Source organism: Streptomyces sp. NPDC086835, assembly GCF_044745705.1.
Classification (GTDB): Bacteria; Actinomycetota; Actinomycetes; order Streptomycetales; family Streptomycetaceae; genus Streptomyces.
In genome coordinates, this window is sequence record NZ_JBIVAU010000009.1 from 149,055 (window position 1) to 166,896 (window position 17,842).

Annotated in this window: 13 protein-coding genes and 1 pseudogene; 4 read left to right on the forward strand and 10 right to left on the reverse strand. The window is 72.4% G+C overall.

The features are described 5' to 3' along the window. The first annotated feature begins 84 nt into the window (after positions 1 to 84). Entirely contained in the window at positions 85 to 822 is a 738-nt protein-coding gene (locus tag ACIPJI_RS26720; protein ID WP_356620439.1) for a dienelactone hydrolase family protein, read from the forward strand. A 923-nt stretch (positions 823 to 1,745) separates the two neighbouring features. Here ACIPJI_RS26720 and ACIPJI_RS26725 read toward each other — a convergent pair. The 3 genes and pseudogenes from ACIPJI_RS26725 to ACIPJI_RS26735 form a co-directional block, all read right to left on the reverse strand. After that, positions 1,746 to 2,816 carry a hypothetical protein gene (locus tag ACIPJI_RS26725; RefSeq protein ID WP_402249323.1) on the reverse strand — a complete coding sequence of 357 codons (1,071 nt, stop codon included), beginning with the start codon at positions 2,814 to 2,816 and terminating at the stop codon, positions 1,746 to 1,748. A 2-nt stretch (positions 2,817 to 2,818) separates the two neighbouring features. Further along, on the reverse strand, positions 2,819 to 4,183 hold the full coding sequence (locus ACIPJI_RS26730; protein ID WP_402249325.1) for an AAA family ATPase: 1,365 nt from the start codon (positions 4,181 to 4,183) through the stop codon (positions 2,819 to 2,821). A 546-nt stretch (positions 4,184 to 4,729) separates the two neighbouring features. Continuing rightward, a pseudogene (locus tag ACIPJI_RS26735) lies at positions 4,730 to 5,168 on the reverse strand (hypothetical protein); the annotation flags it as partial. Here ACIPJI_RS26735 and ACIPJI_RS26740 point away from each other — a divergent pair. Further along, positions 5,119 to 6,507: an MFS transporter gene (locus ACIPJI_RS26740; RefSeq protein WP_307705044.1), complete on the forward strand. Its 1,389-nt coding sequence runs from the start codon at positions 5,119 to 5,121 to the stop codon at positions 6,505 to 6,507. The pseudogene ACIPJI_RS26735 and the gene ACIPJI_RS26740 sit on opposite strands and share 50 nt — an antisense overlap. Positions 6,508 to 6,758: 251 nt before the next feature. On the opposite strand, the gene ACIPJI_RS26745 is transcribed toward ACIPJI_RS26740, so the two are convergent. The 4 genes from ACIPJI_RS26745 to lnt form a co-directional block, all read right to left on the reverse strand. Beyond that, positions 6,759 to 8,756: a helix-turn-helix domain-containing protein gene (locus tag ACIPJI_RS26745; protein WP_402249327.1), complete on the reverse strand. Its 1,998-nt coding sequence runs from the start codon at positions 8,754 to 8,756 to the stop codon at positions 6,759 to 6,761. A 133-nt stretch (positions 8,757 to 8,889) separates the two neighbouring features. Further along, a complete protein-coding gene (locus tag ACIPJI_RS26750; RefSeq protein WP_402249329.1) occupies positions 8,890 to 9,711 on the reverse strand; it encodes a 3-hydroxybutyrate dehydrogenase in 822 nt (273 codons plus the stop codon). A gap of 58 nt (positions 9,712 to 9,769) precedes the next feature. After that, positions 9,770 to 10,255, reverse strand: a complete 486-nt coding sequence (locus ACIPJI_RS26755; RefSeq protein ID WP_402249331.1) for an NUDIX hydrolase — start codon at positions 10,253 to 10,255, stop codon at positions 9,770 to 9,772. 120 nt (positions 10,256 to 10,375) lie between these two features. Next, entirely contained in the window at positions 10,376 to 11,998 is a 1,623-nt protein-coding gene (gene lnt, locus ACIPJI_RS26760; protein ID WP_356620435.1) for an apolipoprotein N-acyltransferase, read from the reverse strand. Between the two features lie 233 nt (positions 11,999 to 12,231). Here lnt and ACIPJI_RS26765 point away from each other — a divergent pair, with 233 nt between their 5' ends. Further along, positions 12,232 to 13,374, forward strand: coding sequence for an O-antigen ligase family protein (locus ACIPJI_RS26765; RefSeq protein WP_402249333.1), 1,143 nt, complete (start codon positions 12,232 to 12,234; stop codon positions 13,372 to 13,374). Between the two features lie 103 nt (positions 13,375 to 13,477). Here the strand turns inward: ACIPJI_RS26765 and ACIPJI_RS26770 are convergent, their stop codons facing one another. Further along, entirely contained in the window at positions 13,478 to 14,056 is a 579-nt protein-coding gene (locus ACIPJI_RS26770; RefSeq protein WP_307705050.1) for a hypothetical protein, read from the reverse strand. Between the two features lie 222 nt (positions 14,057 to 14,278). After that, entirely contained in the window at positions 14,279 to 15,064 is a 786-nt protein-coding gene (locus ACIPJI_RS26775) for an aspartate/glutamate racemase family protein (protein WP_356620433.1), read from the reverse strand. Between the two features lie 58 nt (positions 15,065 to 15,122). On the opposite strand from ACIPJI_RS26775, the gene ACIPJI_RS26780 reads away from it, so the two are divergent. After that, positions 15,123 to 16,295, forward strand: a complete 1,173-nt coding sequence (locus tag ACIPJI_RS26780; RefSeq protein ID WP_402249335.1) for a glycosyltransferase — start codon at positions 15,123 to 15,125, stop codon at positions 16,293 to 16,295. Between the two features lie 81 nt (positions 16,296 to 16,376). Here ACIPJI_RS26780 and ACIPJI_RS26785 read toward each other — a convergent pair whose 3' ends face one another. Then, entirely contained in the window at positions 16,377 to 17,681 is a 1,305-nt protein-coding gene (locus tag ACIPJI_RS26785) for a TerD family protein (protein ID WP_356620431.1), read from the reverse strand. Between the last annotated feature and the right edge of the window lie 161 nt (positions 17,682 to 17,842).

The following is a 17,842-nucleotide window of genomic DNA, read 5'->3' on the forward strand; positions in this document are numbered from 1 at the left end:
GCATTTCAGAGGGACACGCGCACTGCTCTGCCAGCGGCAGAACACCGGCCGGACCGGGCTCGACGATCACTACAGTCCAGTCTCATGACGACGATTACGACGCGTACGGTCGAGTATCCGGCCGACGGTTTGACGATGATCGGGCACCTCGCGCTCCCGGCCGGTGTCGACCGCCGGCCCGCGGTGCTGCTCGGACCAGAGGGCATGGGGCTCAGCGACGTCGAGCGCCGCCGGGCCGATGCTCTCGCCGAGCTGGGATACGTAGCGCTGGCCTTCGACCTTCACGGCGGGCGCTATTTGGGCGACCCCGAGGAGATGCTGGCCCGTTGCCTGCCGCTGCTCGCTGATCCCGACCGGATGCGGGGCATCGGCCATGCGGCGCTCGACGTGTTGCGCACCGAATCGCGGGCCGACCCCGACCGGATCGCCGCCATCGGCTACGGCACCGGAGGCGCCGTCGGGCTGGAACTCGGGCGCGACGGCGTCAACCTGCGCGCGATCGGGACAGTCAACGCACTGACCACGGGCCGACCGGGCGAGGCAGCGCGCATTCGCTGCCCGGTGTGGGCCGGCGTCGGGTCGGAAGACCCGATCATGCCGCCCGCACAACGGAACGCGTTCACCGCCGAGATGCAGGCCGCAGGCGTCGATTGGCGCCTCGCGGTCTACGGCGGCGCCTTGCACGCCTTCCACCACCCGCCGGTCGACCACCCCACGGTCCCCGGCGTCGGCTACCACCCACAGCACGCGCAGCGAGCCTGGCGCGACGTCGTCGACCTGCTCGCCGAGTGCCTGCCCGTGACGGAAGATCTGCGGGCATGACCCAGGCAAACAGCTTGGCGCCAGGCCTGGTCCGCGTCGGGCACTCACAGTCCCCTCCCCTCAAGCCCCCATAACAGAACCACATTCGGGCGGATGCTCGACCGCGGAGGTGCGTTCGCAACTGCCGCAGTAAATACCGGATTTACTGCGACGGAGCCCCTGCCGTGATCCTCGCGACCTGCGGCGGTCCGTTCCGGCCGCCAGGGCGAGGTCTACGCATTTACTGCGGCTCCACTGTGCTGACCACGTGCGAAGTCGCATCAAGATCAACTCATCGCCCCGTCGGCGCGTAACCAGGCCGCTGAACAGCAACTTCGATGAAGCCTGTTCGACCGGGACGCGCCCTGAAGGCAATCATGGGCGAGTGACGTCGACCGAAGCAGCAGGTCGGGGAACATCGGTACAGCCGATGGCGCTGAGAACGATCATGGTCTGCTGGCACACCGGCCGGGGCTCCGCTGGGTTCGGGGGAAAGATCGCCCGGCGGGCGCCGGTGCTGGCTACGGTCCGCCTCGTGCCGGTGGGGTTCTGACTGATGAGCAGGCTGAGGCGTACGGGAAGTTCGCCGAGGAGCGACCCGCCCCGAGCTGGAGCGGTTCTTCTTCCTGGACGACGTCGACCGCGATCTCGGGGAGGGTTCTACGCTCGTCAGTCCGCCGCGGGACCGCCCGAGGGCGTAGACAGCGGACGGCACCGGCCGTCGGCTGCCGGCCCTGGCCGACCAGTCTTGAGCTCCGTTTCGTGGGGCATGAGCCCCGACTGCGGGGCGCGCAGGGCCGATCCGGCCGAGCGGGCGTGGTGCTGTGCGTGCCGTTCGACAGCCGCGCGCTGAAGGTCCTGGTTTCGGGCGCGACCAGCGAGGTGCGGCGGGATCGCAGTGGCGGACTCCCAGGGCACAGGTTCCACTTTCCCACCGGCACCGGTCACCGTGTCTTCCTGCGGTCGTACGCCATGGTCGACAGCGGCACCACCAGCCCCCCCCAGAAGAGGAACTCGGGCACACTCCGGCCGGTCCACGGGATCTGGGAGATCAGCAGTGCGCAGAGCGTGGTCAACGCCGCCTGTCCCAGCGCGATCCGGGCCCAGCGCCCGCGGCGTACGAGGGAGCGGATGTTGAGCTGTACGCCCTTACGCATCCGGTAGTAGCGCAACAGCGCTCCGAAGCCCCAGATCGCGACCATGACCGCCAGCACCCAGAGACGGTTGCCGAGCGGTACGGGCAGCTCCCGCAGGGTCGGGTCCTTGGCCGTGGCGAAGAGGTCGATCATCGCTCCCGCAGCAGCCAGACAGCCGAGCGCGAGCCAGCGGGTACCCCGCAACAGGCGGTACGTGGCGTGATCGAGGCCGCCGCGCAGCATCGAGGACTGGGGAGCGCCCGCCAGCCCCGCGGAGTACTCCTCCGCGGCCCGGGCAGCCGAGACGTCCGGGGCGTTGGCCGTCGCATCGGTGTACATGGCCTGTGCCGTCGTATTGGACGGGTCGAGGCGCAGCCATTCGACCAGGGCCCGCTTCGCGACGTCCTGACGCTGCGTGCGTACGGCCGCGAAGCACAGGGCCTGGTGGGCGTCCGGCTCCTGCGGGGCGAGGCGCACGGCCTCGTGGGCCGCCTCGTACGCCCGCTCGTGATCGGCGGGCGGGGCTGACGGATGGGCGACGAGTACGCCGGACAGCGCGAAATGCGAGGACCACTTGTCGGGCGCCCTGCTGACGGCCTCCTCGGCCGCCGCCCGCGCCTCGGACTGCCTGCCCAGGCGGAGCAGCACCCGGGACAGCAGAATGAGCGCGCCGACGTGCCCCGGGGATATCCGCAGCATCTCGGTGGCGGCCCGCTCCGCCGGCTCGTACTCGCCGAGCTTCTCATGGGCGACGGCGAGCAGCTGCCAGGCCCATTCGTCGTCCGGAGCCTCGGCGAGGTGGCCGGCCAGCAAGGGCTTGGACTCCGCGAACCGCTCTGCCGCCTGCAGCGCGCCGGCACGCGCCAATACCGGAGCCACGCTCACAGCTTCCGCCTCTTCTTCAGGTAGGTCACCAGGTCGTCGTACATCCCGCCCTCGTTCGCGAACATCGCCACGTTCCGCGCCGCCGCGAACCACGGTTCGGTCGACGGGACCACGGACTTCGCCGCGTCGAGCAGGTCCTTCGTGCCGATCATGCGGATTCGGCCGGTGCGGGCCGAGTCGAGCAGCGCGCTCTCGGCCGCCGACTCGCACACATGGGCCAGGTCCGCGCCCGAGAGGCCGTCCGTCACCTTGACGAGACGCCCCAGGTCGACTGCCTCGATGGGCCGTTCGCGCAGGTGGTAGCGGAGGATCGCGTCGCGCGCGGCTGAGTCGGGCGGCAGGACGAGCAGCGTACGGTCGAGCCGTCCCGGACGCCGGAGCGCGATGTCCACGTCCCAGGGGACATTGGTCGCGGCGAGGACGAACACGCCTTCGTTGGCCGCGGAGTCGATGCCGTCGAGCTCGGTGAGGAGCTGGTTGACGGTGTTGCGCATACCGCTGTGGTGCGTTCGGCTGCGCTTGGCGCCGAGCGCGTCGAGCTCGTCGAGGAAGACGACACAGGGTGCCTGACGACGGGCGGTCTGGAAGACCTCGTGCATGTTGCGTTCGGAGTTGCCCGTCCACATGTCGAGGACGTCGTTGACGGACACGGACAGGAAACTTGCGCCGAGTTCACCGGCCACGGCGCGCGCGATGAAGGTCTTGCCGCAACCGGGCGGCCCGTAGAGGAGGAGGCCGCCGCGCAGGCTCTTGCCGTACAGCTTGCGCAGTTCGGGGTTGCGCATCGGCGCGAGGAACGCGGCTTCGAGGCGGTCCTTGACCTCCTGCATGCCGCCGACGTCCGCGAGCCGTACGGTGCCGGGACCGGTCACCTCCCAGGCCTCGGCGTCGCCAGGGTCACCGCTGCCGTCGGCGGCGAGCGGGGGCTCGACGAAGCGGGGTTCGACGATGCCGTCGACCTCCTTCTCGGCCGCCCGCCAGTCGAACCCGCCGACATGGCGGGCCGGTTCATCGGCGGTGGGCGATGGCGCAGGCACGCCCGGCTCGGACGTGCCGGCCGCTTCCGTGGGCGCGGCCGGCTCGGTGGACGTGCACGGCCCCGCATCCCGGGCCGGGGACACCGAGGACACGGGAGCCGCCGGATGCCCCATCGCCCGCATCATCAACTCCCGCGCCGCCGCGTCCCCCGGCGCTTGCTGCAACACCGCCGCGGCCTCCGTCACGGCGGCGTCGTGAAGCCCCACGGAAAGCAGCATCTCGGCCAGGTGCAGCCGCAGAGGGACGTCTCCGGGTGCCGCGGCGACGGCCGTGCGCAAGCTCTGTATCAACGGGGATTCGGGGGCTGGAGGCTCTTCCGGCATGATCCATGTTCTACGCGGGGACCCCGAGGTGAGTCCAGGCAGGGCGCTGTGCGGTGGATCACCCCAACGCCGACCCATTGCACACCGGCACCGCCAACCAACCCGGAGCGCACCCACCGCCAACTGCCGGAAGGTGGCTTACTCCTGGCCTCGACAGAGCCCGCTTTCTACCCCTCCCTCACCCCGAGGGGGTACATGCACGGTGTGAGGACGCATCCCGTGGGGCGCGCGGCGGGCTCGACGAGCCGAGCCGGCAGGACGACTCCCGCCCTTCGTCCTCTCTACCCTCGGAGCCGGGGCGCCGATGACGCCACAGCCGGCCGACGGCAGGCGCACACCTTCACCGGCGCCCGCTCTCCAACCGGCCGACCGTGTTGGAGCCGTGCGGGTGCAGCGGCGGCCTGGACCGGCGGTGGCAGTAGCTCGCGTGATCAGCCTCAGTGGATCTCCGTGGTCGGCATGCCGGCGTGTTCCGTCGTAGCGCACCGTGTCGCTCCGGTACCGCACGCAGAGCCTCGTCCCCGAGCGCACCGGGCGGTGCGCACCAGGAACGGTGACCTGCAGGGCCTCCTCGCGCTGGGCGAGGGGCACGTACCCCCCGGCGTCCGGGACCGCCTTTTCGACCAGCGGGCCGATGAAGGACTCGAAGATCTCGTCGACCGGCTCGCCGGCCTGCATCGCCCGCCGGAGGTCGGCGCGAGCCTGCTCGTCAGCGGCGGAACGGGCACGGTCACCGCACCCGGCGGCTTCGATGGTGGGCACCGTAGCCGCGCGCCGCGGTGTACCGGGCCCGGGGCCCAGCACCGCCCCCATGGTGGGCGCACGCACCTTCGCACGTATAACTATGGTGTCCCACCACATACGCCCCTGACCTGGCCCTTCCTACGGTGTGGCGACACGGAAACGTCCCCGCCAACTGTCCGGAAGTGGTGTCCATGGCCGCCCCCGCAACCGCCCCGCCCGAGCCCAGCTCGCTCAAGCGCATCGTCGCCGCCAGCCTCATCGGGACCACCATCGAGTGGTACGACTTCTTCCTCTACGGGTCGGCCGCCGCGCTGGTCTTCAACGAGCTGTTCTTCCCGGATTCCGACCCGCTGGTCGGAACCCTCCTCTCGTTCCTCACCTACGCCGTCGGCTTCGCCGCGCGTCCGCTCGGCGCGCTCGTCTTCGGGCACTACGGGGACCGGCTCGGGCGTAAGAAGCTGCTGGTGCTGAGCCTGCTCCTGATGGGCGGTGCGACGTTCGCGATCGGACTCATGCCGACCCACGCGACGATCGGCTCCGCCGCTCCGATCCTGCTGACCGTGCTGCGGCTCGTGCAGGGGTTCGCGCTCGGCGGCGAGTGGGGCGGCGCGGTGCTGCTGGTGTCCGAGCACGGCGACGCCAAGCGGCGCGGGTTCTGGGCGTCGTGGCCTCAGACGGGCGCCCCGGCCGGGCAGTTGCTCGCCACCGGTGTGCTGTCCGCGCTCACCGCGCTGCTCTCGGACGCCGCCTTCTCCTCATGGGGCTGGCGCATACCGTTCCTGCTCTCCGGTGTGCTGGTGATCGTCGGCCTGTGGATTCGTCTCTCTGTCGATGAATCGCCGGTCTTCAAGGCCGCCCTGGCCCAGGCCGAGCAGCGCAAGGCGGAGGCCGGTCAGGTGGAGAAGATGCCGGTCGTCGCCGTGCTGCGTCACCACTGGCGCGACGTCCTGATCGCCATGGGTGCGCGAATGGCGGAGAACATCAGCTACTACGTGATCACCGCGTTCATCCTCGTCTACGCGACCACTGCCGTGGACATGAGCAAGCAGACCGCGCTCAACGCCGTCCTCATCGCCTCCGCGGTGCACTTCGCGGTGATCCCGCTGTGGGGTGCGCTGTCCGACCGCATCGGGCGCCGGCCGGTGTATCTGATCGGCGCGATCGGCGTCGGAGCCTGGATGTTCCCGTTCTTCGCACTCATCGACACGGCGGGGTTCGGCGCCCTGCTGCTCGCCGTCACGGTGGGTCTGGTGCTGCACGGTGCGATGTACGCGCCCCAGGCGGCGTTCTTCTCCGAGATGTTCGCGACGCGGATGCGCTACTCGGGCGCCTCGATCGGCGCGCAGTTCTCGTCCGTCGCGGCCGGTGCGCCGGCACCGCTGATCGCCACTGCTCTGCTGGCCGACTACGACTCGTCGACGCCCATCGCCCTGTACGTGATCGCCGCGGCCCTGCTCACCGTGGTGGCCATCGCCTGCGCACGGGAGACGAGGGAGCGGGACCTGACCACGCTGGACAGCGTCGCTGACGAGGTCGAGGACGCTCCGGCCACGGCCACGGCGGACGCCCGTACCACCTGACCCGGTGGGGGCCGGCCGGTCGGCCGGCCCCTCCCCGTACGCGAACCGCGCGGACTCCGACGAGTCCGCGCGGTTCGCGTATGCGGAGGAGGCGGGGACCTCGTGGACGCCCGGTGAACGGGGACTCGCGGACCCGTGTACGCCGAAGAGCGGGGACTCGCGGACCCGTGTACGCCGAAGAGCGGGGACTCACGAGCCCGCGTACGCCGAAGAACGGGGACTCGCGGGCCCGCGTCTACGGACGGGCGGTCTCAGGAGCCGGCCGACGACGACATCGCGTGCAGCCTCAGCGCCAGCTGGATCTCGAGGGACCGCGCCGGCGACTGCCAGTCGGGGCCGAGCAACCGGCCTATGCGCTCGAGCCGTTGGGCCACGGTGTTCACATGGACGTGCAGGTCGTCCTTGGTGCGGGCCGGGCTCATGCCACTGGCGAAATAGGCGTCCAGGGTGCCGACCAGGTCGGTCCCGCGCCGCCGGTCGTAGTCGACGATCTCCCCGATGGTGCGGTGCACGTAGCCGTCGATGTCCCCGGGGTCGGCCAACAGCAGTCCGAGGAACCCCAGGTCCTGCGCCGCGGCACCCTCCCCGGAGCGGCCGAGGAGGCGCAGGGCGTCGAGGCAGCGGCGGGCCTGGGCATAGGCCTCGGCAACCGGTGCTGGGTCCCCGGCCGGTGAGTCGACCGGCGAGGAGGCGCCGACGGTCACCGGCTCACGGAGCGCGCCGCCCAGCTGCCGGGCGGTCTGGCGGGCGAGGTCCGCCGCCGTGTCGCCGGGGCCGAGGGGCAGCAGCAGGACCGTGCCGCCGTCGCGGGCGGCGGCGAGACCGGAACGGGTCGCGGCCAGGTGCGAGGCCGCGGACCACAGGCGCTGGCGGTCCGCCGTCTCGCGCGCGGAGGCGGCGGCGCCGTCGGGGGAGCCCGCACGGGCGTGGGCACCCGTGCGGGTCCACGAGCCGCTGCGCGCGCCCGGCTTGCGGCCGGCGGCGGGCTCGGCGCGGGTGGCCTCGGCCCGGGTGGCGGTCTCGTCCGCCGTGCCGTCGATCCGGGCGGCGAGCACCACATGCGGGACGTCCAGGTCCGCGCGCAGCCGGGCGGCCCGCTCGCGCAGCAGCCGCGGATCGCGGTCCGGGGCGTCGAGCAGGTCGTCGAGCAGCTCGCCACGGACGCGCTGTTCGGCGTCGTGCGCCGACCGTCTTGCGAGCAGGAGCAGCGAGGTGACCATCGCGGCGCGCTCGAGGGTGCGCCGGTCGACGGGGTCGAGTGCGGGGTGTCCGCGCAGGACCAGCGAGCCGAACACCTCGCCTCCGGCGGCGACGGCCGCGACCCAGTCGTCGCCGTGCCGTGTCGCGTGGCCGCCCGCGCCGGTGGTGTCCGGGCCGGCTTCGGTGAACTCGACGGTGCCGTCGAGGACTTCGGAGAGCGCGGCGGCCACGTCCTGAACTCCCCCGCCGCGCAGGACCAGTTCGGTGAGCCGGTCGTGGACGTCCGAGGCGCGCTCCAGGACGCCACTGTGGTCCTGGATGATCGCGTTGGCCCGCTCGAGGTCGGCGAGCGCGGAGCGGGTCTCGGCAAGGAGGTTGGCGGTGTCGATGGCGACGGCCGCGTGGGCGGCGAAGGAGGCGAGCAGCGCGACCTGCTCGCGCTCGAAGACCCTGGCGCGCCGGTCTGCCGCGAACAGGACGCCGATGACCTGGCTGCCGAGCATGAGCGGTACGCCGAGGATGGCGACGAGGCCCTCGTCCTTGACCGCGGCGTCGATGGTCCCGGTGTGCTCGAACCGGGCGTCGTCGAAGTAGCTGTCCGTCACATAGGGCCGGGCGGTCTGGGCGACGAGTCCGCCGAGCCCCTCCCCCATGCCGAGCCGCACCTGCTGGAAGCGGGCCGACACCGAGCCCTCGGTGACGCGCATGTAGGTGTCGCCGGCCGCGGGGTCGTTGAGGCTGAGGTAGGCGACCTCGGTGCCCAGCAGCGACCGGGCCCGCTGCACGATCGCCCGGAGCACCGCGTCGAGGTCGCGCAGACCTGCGAGATCGTGCGCGGTCTCGAAGAGGGCGGACAGCTCCGCCTCGCGGCGCCGCCGCCCCTCCAGCTCCGCCCGCACCCGCAGGGCCAGCTGCTTGGCGTGTTCGAGCGCGGCCAGCTGCTCGGGCCCGGCGCCGTCCGCGCGGGCGAGGAGCAACGGCCTGTCGTACGCCTCCGCGGCCGCGCCGCGTGCGAGGAGCTCCAGGTAGTGGGCTTGATCGTGGGACATGGACACAGGATTCCTGCCGTACGGGCGGTCGCACCAGCCCTGTGGACAACGATGCGGCCCCAGGCCCGACGACAGGACCTGGATCCGCTCGTGATCGATACACCTGTCGTGACATGTGTCGTGATCGATACGACTAGTGCGCCGTCCAGCCGCCGTCCAGGGTCAGGGACGTGCCGGTGATGAAGGAGGCCTGGGGCGAGCAGAGGTACAGGGCGGCCTCGGCCACCTCCTCCGGCTCGACGAGCCGTTTGATCGCGGAGTCCTTGAGGAGGACCTCGGTGAGCACACGGTCCTCCGGCAGGTCGTGCGCGGCGGCCTGGTCGGCGATCTGCTTCTCGACGAGAGGTGTGCGCACATAGCCGGGGTTCACGCAGACGGACGTCACGCCGTGCGGTGCGCCCTCGAGGGCGGCCGTCTTGGAGAGTCCTTCGAGGCCATGTTTGGCGGCCACATAGGCGGATTTGTAAGCGGAGGCACGCAGTCCGTGTACGGACGAGATGTTGACGACCCTGCCCCAGCCCTGTGCGTACATGTGCGGCAGCGCGCCCCTGATCAGCCGGAACGGGGCTTCGAGCATCACCGTGAGCACGGTGTGGAAGACGTCCGGCGGGAAGTCCTCGATGGGCCGTACCAGTTGCAGTCCCGCGTTGTTGACGAGGATGTCCGTGCCGGCGGCCGCCGCCTCCGCGGCGTCCAGGTCGGTGAGGTCGAGCAGGTACGGTTCCACGGCCCCGGCGAGGCCCTCGCTCTCCGCGGCGAGCGCCGCCAGTCCTTCGGCGTCCCGGTCGACGGCTCTGACCTTGGCCCCGGCGGCCGCGAGCCGGAGCGTGCAGGCGCGGCCGATGCCGCCCGCGGCACCGGTGACAAGGGCGGTACGGCCGCCGAGGTCGACGGACAGGGGGGACGCCGCGGCTGCGGGGACGGCGGTGCCGGGCGGTGTGGTGGGCGCGGTCATGTCCGGCACATTAGGCAGCGATCACCCGCCGACCGATGTGGTCGCAACCCATACTTCACTACGCCTTGGTGGGTTCGAACCATGCTGGTCCTTCGGACAGCGCATGTTTGATCCGGAAGATCGCGAAGTCCTGGAGCTCCGGCAGCGCGTCGACGGGGAACCAGCCCACCTCGAGGGACTCCTCGTCGTTGACCCGCGCCTCGGCGGCGTCGCTCACGGCACGGCAGCGCATGGTGATGTCCATGTACTGGCACACGTCACCGTTGGGATAGGTGACGGGCCTCGGCAGCGCCTGCACCAGCACGACCCGCTCGGCCACGCAGCGCACGGCGGTCTCCTCGTACACCTCGCGTGCCGCCGTCACGGCCGGCTGCTCGCCGGGCTCCGGGATGCCGCCGATGATCGACCAGTTGCCCGTGTCGGCGCGCCTGCCCAGCAGCACCCGCCCCGCGTCGTCGAAGACGACGGCGCTGACACCGGGCAGGAACAGCAGCTGGTGGCCGGCGGTCGCCCGGATGGCGCGGATGAAGTCGGGAGTTGCCATGCCCGGACCCTACCTCTGGCCCTGGCCGGACCGGCCGAACGCCTCCACGCCCCGGCACGGCACCCGGGCTCCCCCCGGCCGGGACCCACAGCGCGCACGCCGGCCGGACGTCCGGCGGGCTCAGGCCTTGTCCGCTGCTGTGGTCGCCTCGTCCGTCGCGCGCCGCCGCGTCCGCACGGCGCCGACGGCGACCGCGGCCAGACCGCCGGCCGCGAGCAGCACCAGGGCCAGCTCGGGCGCGCTGCCCAGCCGGGTCGCAGGCGTGAGCGACGAGCGCAACGGCACCTCGGCGACCAGCGCGTCCGGCGTGAACATCGCCGTCTCCTCGATGATCTCCCCGTCGGGCATGATGACGGCGCTGACACCGCTGGTGACCGGGACGACGACGGACCGGCTGTGTTCGACGGCACGCACGCGGGACATCGCCAGCTGCTGGTACGTCATCTCGCTCCGGCCGAAGGTGGCGTTGTTGCTCGGCACGGAGATGAGCTGCGCCCCGTGCGTGACGGTGTCGCGGGCGGCGTCGTCGAAGGCCGCCTCGAAGCAGGTGACAAGGCCGACCTGGGTGCCGGCGAGGTCGAAGACCCCGACCTCGTGCCCGGGCCCGAAGTCGCGCCGGACCCGGTCCACGTCGGAGTTGAAGACCCGTACGACGGACCGCATCGGGATGTACTCGCCGAACGGCTGCACATGGCGCTTGTCATAGGTGTCGACGGGCCCGCGGGAGGGGTCCCACTCGATGAGGGTGTTGCGGAGCTTGCCCGTCTCCGGAGTCAGCACGGCGCCCACGACGGTCGGCACGCCGATGGCCTTGACCGCCCGGTCGATCACCAGGCGGGCGTCCTCGTTGCGGTACGGATCGAGATCGGAGGAGTTCTCCGGCCACAGGACGAAGTCCGGCCGCGGTTCCTTGCCGGCCGCCACGTCCGCGGCAAGCTGCTCCGTCCGGCGGGCGTGGTTGTCGAGGACGGCCCGGCGCTGGGCGTTGAAGTCGAGACCGAGCCGGGGGACGTTGCCCTGGATCGCGGCGACGGTGGCGGTGCCGTCCTCGGCGGAGTCGTCGACCAGCGGCCGGGAGGCGAGGGCCGCGGCGACGGGCACGAGGAGGGCCAGCAGCGCCGTCACGGCGGCGATGCGCGGAACGGCCCCGCCGCGGCGGTGCGCGAACGCCTGCCGCGCACACTCGTAGAGGCCGAATCCGCAGAGCACGACGGCGAAGCTCAGCACGGGGGTGCCGCCGAGCGCTGCGAGCGGCAGGAAGAAACCGTCGGCCTGACCGAAGGCGATCTTGCCCCACGGAAAGCCGCCGAACGGTACGCGGGCGCGTGCGGCCTCGCCGGCGATCCAGACGGCGGCGGCCCACACGGGCCACGCCGGCAGCCGTGAGACGAGGGCGATGCCCATGCAGGCGAACGCCACGAACAGCGCCTCCGCCGCGACCAGCGCCAGCCAGGGCACCGGGCCGACCTCCTCGCCCGTCCAGAACAGCAGGGGGAGCAGGAAGCCCAGGCCCGCGAGATAGCCGAGTCCGAACGCGGACCGCGGACGGCGTCCGTGCAGCGTCAGGCCGAGCAGGGCGAACGCCGGGACGGCCAGCCACCACAGCGGACGCGGCGGGAAACTCGCGAACAGCAGCAGGCCGGAGAGCGCGGCGGCGCCCGGGCGCACGAACCGGCGCAGCAGCGGCCGGCTCTCGGTGGAGGCGGGGCCGGGGGCGTCGACGGAGGTCATGATGGCGCTCACCTGGCGGAGTCTACGGCGGAGGCCTGTGAGCGGTGCAGTCACGTCCGCCTCACCCAGCAGCAACGTTTCTCCGCAATCACTCCCCACATGTCCGAGGCTCCCGTTAGCGTGTTCGCCGGTCCCGCGCACACCACGAGCCGTTCAGGTCGGTTCCGGCTGTCGCGCATCGGGCGCCCTTCGGCGTCCGGCCCGCTCCGGCCGCGCGGGGCCCGTCACAGTCGGGGGGCGACGGGATGGGTTCAACGGGCGGTCCACCCACGGGCCGGGAACGCCGAAGCGATCCGGAGACGGGCCGGGAACGCGGGGACGGCGCGCACTCGCACCCGGAACGCGGCTCGCACCCCGGTCGCGGGCAGGGTGCGGACGCGGGTCGCGACCGCCGCGGCGGTACGGACGCGGCGGGGGTCGTCGTCCTCGTCGGCTGCGCCGTGTGGTCGCTGGTCAGCGCCGGCGGACGGGAGGGGCGGCCGGAAGGCGTGCTGCTCGCCGTGTTCGCCGTCACCGCGGGGTACGCATGCGGACGGATCTCGGGCTCGCTCCTTCCGGTCGCCGGCTTCGTCGTCACCGCGGCGGGGGCCGTCGCTGTCGCCGTCGTGTCCCACGACGGGGTGGTACCGGGAGCCGCCGCCGGCGCCGTCACGCCCCTGGGACAGGCGGGCGCCGTCGCCGCCCTCCTGGTGCTCGGCACGGGTGCGGCCTGTTGCGCGGCGTCCGCAGCCCGGACGGGGGGCGGCAGGACGGCGTCACGCCTGTTCGCGTCGGCAGTGGCCTGTTCCGCGCTCGTGCTGGCGTCCGTGCCCGCGTTCGCGGTCTGCCTGGCCGTACTGCTGTCTTCCCTCGCCGCGGCCCGGATCCGCCGGCGCACCGCCGTTCTCGCGGCACTCGCGCTGGCTACGGGGATCGTCGCGGGAACCACCTGGGCCGTCGCGGAGAACGCCCTCCCCTCCGGCCTCGCCACGTCGGTGGAGGCGTCCCTCACCGAGCACCGGGTCGCTCTGTGGCGGGACGCCGTCACCCTGGCGGAACAGGACCCCGTCCGGGGCGTCGGTCCCGCTCGATTCGGCCGGCTGAGTCCCACCTCCGTCCAGTCGCCGGCCTCGGGGAGCAAGCCCCACTCGGCACCGCTCCAGCAGGCGGCGGAGCAGGGAGTGGTCGGCGTCGCGCTGCTCGCGGCGGTCTTCGGCTGGGTCCTGTACGGGCTCGGGCGTTCGCCCCGCCCGGCGCCGGTGGCGCTCAGCGCCGCCGCCACGCTCACGGCAGTGGCGGTACTGGCCTGTGTCGGCAACGTACTGAGTTTCGCCCCCGTCACGACCGGTGCGGCGCTGCTGGCGGGACTGGCCACGGCACGTCCGCCCCGCGAAGGACACGACCTGTAGGCCATGGCAGGGCACGGACGCGTGCCAGGAGAACGCGGAGTCACCGGACTCGCCCGGTGAGGCACTGGGCCGGTCATGGAAGACCGGGGTGACGCGGGCGGGGTCACGCCCCTGGCGCCTGGCTCGCCCCCGGCGCCCCGGTCGCCTTGAGGTGGTTGATCCTGGCGCGGATGACCCGTACCGCCATGGCCGCGTCGTCGACCGTCACCGTGAACCTGCCGCCGTCGCTGAGTGTGACCGCCAGGCCCTCACCGCGCCGGACGACCACCGCGGTGCCCCGCTCGGGACGCCAGCGGCAGCCCCAGCCGCCCCACTGCCGGGGCGTCACCCGGTGGACGAACTCCGCGCTCTCCACGTGCGACAGGGGGATGTGCCGGCGTGGCACGCCGATGTGGCCGCAGCGCACGTCCAGCGCGTGGCTGTCGATCTTGACCGCCACGTGCACGAAGGCGAGCGTCCCGTAAAGGATCATGAGGCCTGCCGCGACGCAGCCGATGACCGCCATCAGCATCGCCGCGATGCCGGTGGTCCACGTGGCGTCGACGGCCAGCTTGATGCCGAGGGCCAGACAGGCAACGCCCGCCACAGCGAGCAGCCACTGCATGCGGTTGGTCGCCCGGCCGGTCCAGACCTCTGGAAGGGGCTCCGAGCCGCGCCCCTCGTGGCGGAAGTGGTGCCTCATGCCTAGGACCCTACCCAGCATCCGGACAACCAGCACTGATGCGACGAAACGACCACAAGGGCGGGAAACACACCCGCTCGGCGCCCCATGGCCTCAGCAGTACGGGCGCCGACGGGCCACCGGCCCGACCGTGTCGTCACAGCTCGCGGGCGGAGTTCGACGCCCGGTGCCGTCCTAGGTCGCAGGTGGCGTTCGACGCCCGCTAAAGGGCGTCGGCCCGGTTCAGCGCGCGGGGGTCACCGCAGGCAGCAGGCGGCCTTCCGCGTAGCCGAGCGCCTCCGCCGTGAGAGTGGCTTCCGTCCCGCCGAGCAGGACCGTGAGCCGGCCGCTCGGCGCCGCGTCGGGCGCGGGCTCCGTACCGATCCGGCGCAGGGCCTGCGCGGCGACGGCTCCCGCCGAGCCGTGCAGGACGATGGGCGGCAGGCCAGGCTGCTGGACCGCGGCCCGGATGCGCTCGGAGACCAGTTCGTAATGGGTGCAGCCGAGGACGACGGCCCGGACGTCGCGGGGGGTGAGCGCGGCAGCCGCGGCGACGGCCCGGTCGATCGCGTCCTCGTCCGCCCGCTCCACCGCGTCGGCGAGACCGGGACAGGGAACTTCGGTCACCTCGACCGAGCCGGCGAACTCCTTGATCAGTCCGCGCTGGTACGGGCTGCCCGTGGTCGCCGGGGTCGCCCAGATCGCGACCGGACCGCCCCCCGCCGCGGCGGGCTTGATCGCGGGGACCGTACCGATGACGGGGATCGACGGCTCGAGCTCCGCCCGTAGGGCGGGCAGGGCGTGCACGGAAGCGGTGTTGCAGGCGACGATGAGGGCGTCGGGCCGGTGCGCGGCGGCCGCCCGCGCCACGGTCAGCGCTCGCCCGGCGACATCGTCGGGCGTACGGGGGCCCCAGGGCATGCTGCCGGGGTCGGAGGACAGCACCAGATCGGCGTCGGGGCGCAGCGTACGCACCGCGGCCGCCGCCGCCAGCAGGCCGATACCGGAATCCATGAGCGCGATCTTCACCCGGTCACCATAGTCGACCGCCGTCACGGCGGGCCTCGCGTGGGGCAGACTGCGGCGGATGAGCGCTCTTGCCTGGACCGCCGTCGGATCGCTGGCCGCCTGGGGGTGGCTGCTGCTCGGCCAGGGCTTCTTCTGGCGGACCGACCAGCGGCTGCCGGACCGGGAGGACCCTGAGCACTGGCCGGATGTCGCTGTCGTGGTGCCGGCACGGGACGAGGCGGACGTGCTTCCCGTGAGCCTGCCGACGCTGCTCGCCCAGGACTACCCGGGCCGGGCCGAGATCGTGCTCGTCGACGACAACAGCGGTGACGGTACGGGGGACCTGGCACGGTCACTGGCGGCGCGGCACGGTGGCCTGCCGCTGCGGTCGGTGACGCCGGGCGAGCCCGGGCACGGCTGGACCGGGAAGCTGTGGGCCTTGCGGCACGGCATCGAGGCCGCGGGAGAACGCGACCCGGAGTTCCTGCTGCTCACCGACGCCGACATCGCCCACGCGCCGGACAGTCTGCGGGAGTTGGTCGCCGCGGCGCGGACCGGCGGGCTGGACCTCGTGTCCCAGATGGCGCGGCTACGGGTGGCGAGCGGCTGGGAGCGGCTGGTGGTACCGGCGTTCGTGTACTTCTTCTCGCAGCTCTATCCGTTCCGCTGGATCAACAAGGAAGGGGCGCGGACCACGGCCGCGGCGGGCGGCTGTGTGCTGCTGCGTACGGAGGCCGCGACGCGGGCCGGTGTCCCCGACTCGATCCGCCAGGCGGTGATCGACGACGTCTCCCTGGCGCGGGTCGTGCGGCGCTCGGGCGGCAGGATCTGGCTCGGTCTGGCCGACCGGGTCGACAGCGTGCGTCCGTACCCGCGGCTCGCGGACCTGTGGCGGATGGTGTCGCGCAGCGCCTATGCCCAACTGCGTCACAGCCCGCCGGTGCTGGCGGGGACCGTCGCCGGGCTGACGCTGGTGTATCTCACCCCGCCGGCGGCGCTGTCGGCCGGGCTGCTCGGCGGTGACGCGGTGGCCGCGTGGGCGGGGGCGGCGGCGTGGGCGGTGATGGCGGGCACGTACCTGCCGATGCTGCGCTACTACCGCCAGCCGCCGCTTCTCGCGCTGACCCTGCCGTTCACCGCCGCGCTCTACCTCCTGATGACGGTCGACTCCGCGGTGCAGCACTACCGGGGTCGGGGCGCCGCGTGGAAGGGACGCACCTACGCGCGGCCCACGGCCGCCGGCGACGCCTGAGCGCGGCGCGGTGCCGGCTCCTGCGTGAAACGGCGCCCGCCCCGCCGGAGGTGCCGGCGGGGCGGGCGCACACAGGGGCCGCTACTTGCGGCCGGGGGTCCAGTTCATGCCCCAGCCGTAGGCGTGGTCGATCGTGCGCTGCGGGCTGACACCGCGTTCCGGGACGAGGAAGCGGGCCTCCCGCTGGACGACGAGGTCGGAGCCGGTGTTGGTGATCAGGGCGAGGGCGCAGACCGTCGAGGGGACGGTGCACTCGCCGAGGGAGAAGTCGATCGCCGCTCCGTGCTGCGGCTGCAGCGTCACCGTCGCGTCGAGGTCGGCGAAGCTCCGGGCCCCTTGGTAGACGGTCACGAAGATGACGATGCGGCGGATGTCCTGCCGGCGGTCGAGGTTGATGGTGAGGTTCTCTCCCGGGGTCCCGCCTGTGCGGTCGTCCCCGTCGAGATGGATGAACGGGGGCTGGTTCAGCGCCCCGAAGGCGTTGCCGAGGGCCTGGACGACGCCCTTGCGGCCGTCGGAGAGCTCGTAGAGGGCGCACAGGTCCAGGTCGAGGTCGCCGTGCATGGCGATGGCGCGGCCGAGCTTGGCGCCCCAGCCCTGGAACTGCTTGCGGACCTGCCAGCTGAGGTTGACACGCATCGCGCCGGAGGTGCCGCCCTGCTTGGTGAGGGAGACGCTCGGCGATTCCTTGGTCAGCGTCACCTTCGTAAGGCGTACCGGGGCCGGCGGCGCGGGCGGCGCGGCGTGGGGGGCCGGAGCGGGCGGTGCCACCGGCGGGGGCGGCGGGGTGGCGACGGGCGGTGTTACCGCCGGCAGGGTGGCCTGGGTGACGGCGGCCTCGGTGACAGCGGCCTGCTGCGGTTCGTCGACGGTGATGCCGAAGTCCGTGGCGAGTCCTTCGAGGCCGGTGCCGTAGCCCTGACCGACGGCGCGGAACTTCCATGCACCCTGGCGCCGGTAGAGCTCTCCGAGCACGAAGGCCGTCTCGACCGTGGCGTCCTGGCTGTCGTAGCGGGCGATCTCGGCGCCGGAGCCGGCGTCGAGCACCCTGATGTGGAGGCCGGGCACCTGCCCGAAGGTGCCACCGTCGGCGGAGGCTGCCAGCACGACGCGCTCGATCGAGCTCTCGACGCGGTCGAGGTCGACGGCGACGGAATCGGTCGTGGCGCCGGCCGCCGACTGCTTGCCCTCGTGCCGTACGGCTCCCGAGGCGTGTGCCGGCTGGTTGTAGAAGACGAAGTCGCTGTCCGAACGGACCTTCCCCGACGACAGCAGGAGCAGTGCCGACGCGTCGACGTCGGGCACCCCCGGTCCGGAGCGCCAGCCCAGCTCGACGCGGACACTGCGCACCGACACCGGAGTGTTCGCTCCCTTAAGCATGGACATGCTCTCCCCCATCTCGATTCGTTGCGCCCGGAAGATCGTTCATCGTCAACCTATTCCGCATACATCCCCCACAGGGGGGCCGACCCGTCGGTAACCCTCTCTCAGCTTGCGCTTTACACGATCACGGGCCGCCAGGAAGCCCGTTTCCCCCAACTTCGCCC

Coding starts and splice junctions, on each gene's coding strand:
- ACIPJI_RS26780 (WP_402249335.1), top strand. CDS start 15,123: ATGAGCGCTCTTGCCTGGACCGCCGTCGGATCGCTGGCCGCCTGGGGG.
- ACIPJI_RS26765 (WP_402249333.1), top strand. CDS start 12,232: ATGGGTTCAACGGGCGGTCCACCCACGGGCCGGGAACGCCGAAGCGAT.
- ACIPJI_RS26770 (WP_307705050.1), bottom strand. CDS start 14,056: ATGAGGCACCACTTCCGCCACGAGGGGCGCGGCTCGGAGCCCCTTCCA.
- ACIPJI_RS26750 (WP_402249329.1), bottom strand. CDS start 9,711: ATGACCGCGCCCACCACACCGCCCGGCACCGCCGTCCCCGCAGCCGCG.
- ACIPJI_RS26740 (WP_307705044.1), top strand. CDS start 5,119: ATGGCCGCCCCCGCAACCGCCCCGCCCGAGCCCAGCTCGCTCAAGCGC.
- ACIPJI_RS26730 (WP_402249325.1), bottom strand. CDS start 4,183: ATGCCGGAAGAGCCTCCAGCCCCCGAATCCCCGTTGATACAGAGCTTG.
- ACIPJI_RS26720 (WP_356620439.1), top strand. CDS start 85: ATGACGACGATTACGACGCGTACGGTCGAGTATCCGGCCGACGGTTTG.
- ACIPJI_RS26785 (WP_356620431.1), bottom strand. CDS start 17,681: ATGTCCATGCTTAAGGGAGCGAACACTCCGGTGTCGGTGCGCAGTGTC.
- ACIPJI_RS26745 (WP_402249327.1), bottom strand. CDS start 8,756: ATGTCCCACGATCAAGCCCACTACCTGGAGCTCCTCGCACGCGGCGCG.
- ACIPJI_RS26755 (WP_402249331.1), bottom strand. CDS start 10,255: ATGGCAACTCCCGACTTCATCCGCGCCATCCGGGCGACCGCCGGCCAC.